The following is a 4,360-nucleotide window of genomic DNA, read 5'->3' on the forward strand; positions in this document are numbered from 1 at the left end:
CTCGGCACTTTACCCATGTAGTTTTTAAAGCTTGACAACTGAGAGGAGCTTAATTTTTCTGTTACTGTATCCAAGGCCTTTTTCATAGCTTCCGACCTGGATAGCGCCACTGCCCCAACTGCGCCAGCCGGAGCAATCAGCCCTGTCTCTGCGGCGACCATTTCGGTGGCAAACATTGCCGCTTCAGGAAAGGCAGCACTTACAGCTGCCGCTGCTTCCGGCGCTGCGACAACAGCTCCAACACCTAACGCGGCAATGCCTCCAATTGCCGCGCCTTTCGCGGCATCTTGCTCGACGTCGGCGAGGGCTTGTACTTGGGTTCCGACTTCCCGGTTGATGTAGCTTCTAGCGATACCCTGTAAATCGGCATGCCCATTGGCGTCACTCTTGTTTACCGGATCATTCTGAGCATAAGCATATCGGTTGGTGCCAACACCTTCCTTGGTCGGATCCCAATCATCCGGCGAAATGAACCTCCCCAGCACCGGATCCATGTATCGTGCATTGAGATACAGCAGGCCGGTCTCGGGATCGAAGCGTTCGCCGATGTAGTTCTTCTGCGTCTGGAAGCCGGTGTTGAGGCTTTCGCCATAGGTGGCGTAGCTGTTGCTTTCGACGGTGTTGCCCGACATGTCGGTGACCATGCGCACCGAGGCGAGGTGTTCGCGGTGCAGGAAGTATTTGGTCGTGCCGACGACCTTGATGTCGGGATGCGGATAGCGGGTGTAGATTTCTCCACCCGGTATCGCCGGATTGATCTCGACATTGGCGTCGGGATAAAGCGTCGTGGCGAAGCTCGATGATTTTTTCGCTCGCGCCCCGTCCGGTCCATAGGCGAGATTGACGGTGCTGGAGGCGCGCGTGACCGTTTTCAGCCGGTTGGCCTCGTCCCAGACCAGCGTGCGGCTGCCGTCGGAGGTCAGATTGCCATTGGCGTCATAGGCCATCGCATTGGCGCCGACCGTGATAGGCGCATGCGGACGAGCAGCGTTCGCCGAGGGATAGACATAAGTGCCGGCCACACGCGTGCGCGAAATCATGTTGTCGTTGGCGGCATAGACGAAGGTTTCGTCCAGCGTGTTGTCGCCGAGATTGTCGGCAGAGATCAGCCGGTCGGCATTGTCATAGACATAGTGCCAGCTGTTCGGACCCGTGGCCGAGGTTCCAGCGATGTCGGTAATTCGGCCGAGGCTGTCACGGGTAAACTGGCGATCCATTACTGTCCCGGCGCCGAGCGTGGTGGTTATCCGCGTCAGCCAGCGCCGCGTCGGCGAGTAGGTGAAGGACGTTTTTACGCCATTGGCGTAGGTGATCTCCTTGGTCTGGCCATCAGCCTCGTAGATCGTCGAGGTGATGAAGCCGGGCGCCGAATAGAGCTTTTTGCCGGCGGTGTATTGCAAGTGCGCTATCGGCGTGCCGAAGTCGAGCTGCACTGGAAAGTACTGGTTGCGAAGCGTTTGGCCGGAGCCGTCGTGAACGTTGAACGTAGTATGGGTGATCCCCGCGATCGTGGCATCCTGACGGGCGATTTTGCCGAGACCGTCATAATTGTAGAGCTGGACGGCGGCGGCGTTTTCCGAGCGGGTCACTTGGCCGATGTTGTAATAGCCTGACGCCGCCTGGTCATAGGTGTTTTGGGTCAGCGTCACCGGGCTGCCGCCAGGCGCGGTTGCCGTCTTCAGGGTCAGCCGGTCCATCTGGTCGTAGGCGAGCGTGGTGACCGTGCCCCTGGCGTCGGTCTGGCTGACCAGCCGGTTGGCGGTGTCATAGACATAGGTCCAGGTGCCCAGATCGGCGTCCGACGCCGACAGCCGATTGCCGAGCATGTCGTAAGTGTAGGTCCAGGTCGAACCGCCAGGATCGGTGACGCCGATCAGCCGACCGAGCAGATCGTAGCTGCGGCTCTCCGGCAGATTGAGGCCACCGACGTCGCGAATGATGCCGGCAATGTCACCGCGTGTCGTCGATGGAGTTCTGGTCAAATGCCCGAGCTCATCGGTCAGCGTCACCCCGTAAAGTCGGGGGGTGGGTGTGCCGGTTGCGGTCGCGATGTCGTGCAGATAGCTGCGCTGGCTGGCATCCGGATTGATCGTCTTTGTCAACCGGTCGGCCCAGTCGTAGCTGTTGGTGGTCCACTGTGCCGTCTCACCGACGAACCTCGGGAAGGCGGTACGCAGCACATTGCCGCGAAGATCGTAGTCGGTCTCGGCAATGCGTCTTGCACTGGCCGCCGTCTCTCCGGGGGTTTCCACGCGATAGACCCGGCCAAGCCCGTCATAGAAGGAGCGGGTAAAATCCTCGCCGGCGCCCCCACTCGCGCCATTGGGCAGCGGGGTGTACTTGACCAGCGCCTGTGTCGCCGGATTGCCCTCGTTCTCGAAGCGCGTCTTGGCATAGGCGCCGGTGACGCTCTGAGAGACCTGATAGGGCCGGCAGAAGGCGTCATAGGTAAAGGTTTTGACGAGACCATTCGGGTCTGTCTTCGTTGCCGGCAGGCCGCACACGGCATTGTAGGTGGCGGTCGAAACAAAGCGCGCGTCGGCGACCTGTCCGCGGGAGGACGCGCTCCTTTCAAGACGATCGGAATAGCGCGTGAGAAGTGATCAGGCCAGCAAATGCGCCAGCAGCGCCCTTAGTTGGGCCGGCTTCAGCGGCTTGCGCATCAGTTCGATGCCGCCGGAGCGGGCGGCCTTGGCGACGGCTTCCGAACTGTCGGCGGTGACGATCAGCGCCGGCACGGCGCGGCCGAGATAGTCGCGGACTTCGGCGATGGTCGTGGTGCCGAGATCGCCGCCGTCGAGATGCTGGTCGGCAATGACGATGTCGGGCACCCAGTCGGTGTCGCCAAGCATGTCTAGCGCATCGTCGGTCGAGGTCGCGGCCCGCACCAGGCATTGCCAGCGTTCGAGGAGGAAGGTCATGGCCTGCAGCACTTCGATATCGTTCTCGACCAGCAGCACCTTGGTGCCGAACAGGCCATAGCCGCGCGGCCGTTCCATATCGGCAACGCTGGCGATGGCATCGGCTGGCGCACCGATGCCGACGGGTACATCGATGTGGAAGATCGTGCCGCGTCCGACCTTCGACGAGAATGTCACGGGATGGCCGAGCGCGCTGGCCATGCGGCGCACGATGGCGAGCCCGAGCCCGAGACCGCCACCGTCCAGTTCGGCATTGGCCGGCGAGGTGCCGCGGTGGAACTCCTCGAACACCGCCTCGCGCTGGTCGTCGGGAATGCCGCAGCCCGTGTCGGCGACGTCGATGCGGATGGTGTCGCCGCGATGCCTGGTGCCGACAAGCACGCCGCCCGAGCGTGTATAGCCCAGCGCGTTGGAGAGAATGTTCTGCAGGATACGGCGCAGCAGCGTGCGGTCGGAGCGGACCACGGCATGGACCGGCCGGAATTTCAGCGACAGGCCTTTCATCTCCGCCACCGGCAGGAAATCCGAGCGGAGCGACGAGAACAGCGCCTCCAGGCTGACGTCGCTTATGTCGGGCTGCACCACGCCGGCATCGAGCTTGGAGATGTCGAGCAGGGTTCGCAGCAGGTCCTCCATCGTCTCCAGCGAGCGCTCGACCTGCCGCACCAGTTTCTTGCCCTCGTCGCTGGTCTGAACTTCGGCGAGCGCCGAAACCGAAAGGTGGGCGGCATTCAGCGGCTGCAGCACGTCGTGACTGGCAGCGGCGAGGAAACGGGTTTTTGACAGGTTCGCAAGTTCGGCGTTTTCCTTGGCGGCACTGAGGTCAATGTTCGACTGCTCCAGCCGCCGCAAGGTCGAGTGAAGTTCCTCGGTACGTGTACGCACCCGGTTTTCCAGCGAGATCGTGGTCTGGAACAGCGAAAAGGCGTTGCCTTGCTGGTCCATCGAGCGCTCGACGCGGCTGACCAGTGCCGCGTTGATCTTCTTCAGCTTTTCAAGATCGTTTATGTCCCTCAGCGGCATCTTGTTGCGCCGTCCTATTCCGCCGCCTGGCGCTCGCCGAAGGCGATGCCGGTGAAAGTCTGGTTCAGATGCATCGACCGGTACTGTTCGCCATAGGTGCCGAAGCCGATGACATTGTTGACCCGGTAGAGTTCCGAGATCTCGCGAAACACCTGCCGATTGCGTGCGTCCAGCCGGCGCAGCACGCAGTCGAAGCCGAGGATCATGTCGATGCCGCCAAGCCTCTCCTCGACGTCGCGCAGGGCGGCGCGCGTCGATTCCACCATGTCCTTGGGCTGAGCGATCGACAGCACGACGCCATCGTCTATGGCGCAGAAGAACGACAGCGAGCCGTCGGCATGCATCTTCTGGATCGACCGGCAATAATATTGTCCGCCCACCTTCACCACCACGGGATGCGAGGCGAAGCTCAGTAG

The 4,360-nt window shown here is 61.8% G+C and carries 3 protein-coding genes; all 3 read right to left on the reverse strand.

The features are described from left to right. A partial coding sequence (locus tag EN925_RS24980) for an RHS repeat protein (protein ID WP_164894377.1) occupies positions 1–2,504 on the reverse strand: 2,504 nt, incomplete at its 3' end. A 99-nt stretch (positions 2,505–2,603) separates the two neighbouring features. After that, positions 2,604–3,944 (reverse strand): hybrid sensor histidine kinase/response regulator, encoded by a 1,341-nt coding sequence (locus EN925_RS24985; protein WP_013531263.1) that lies wholly within the window; start codon positions 3,942–3,944, stop codon positions 2,604–2,606. 14 nt (positions 3,945–3,958) lie between these two features. Further along, a partial coding sequence (locus EN925_RS24990; protein WP_206632912.1) for an FIST C-terminal domain-containing protein occupies positions 3,959–4,360 on the reverse strand: 402 nt, incomplete at its 5' end.

The sequence above is a fragment of the Mesorhizobium sp. M7A.F.Ca.US.006.04.2.1 genome, assembly GCF_004022915.1.
GTDB lineage: Bacteria > Pseudomonadota > Alphaproteobacteria > Rhizobiales > Rhizobiaceae > Mesorhizobium > Mesorhizobium ciceri.

What these genes read in the sequence shown, in the direction of transcription:
- EN925_RS24985 (WP_013531263.1), bottom strand. Translation starts at nt 3,944, where the DNA reads ATGCCGCTGAGGGACATAAACGATCTTGAAAAGCTGAAGAAGATCAAC.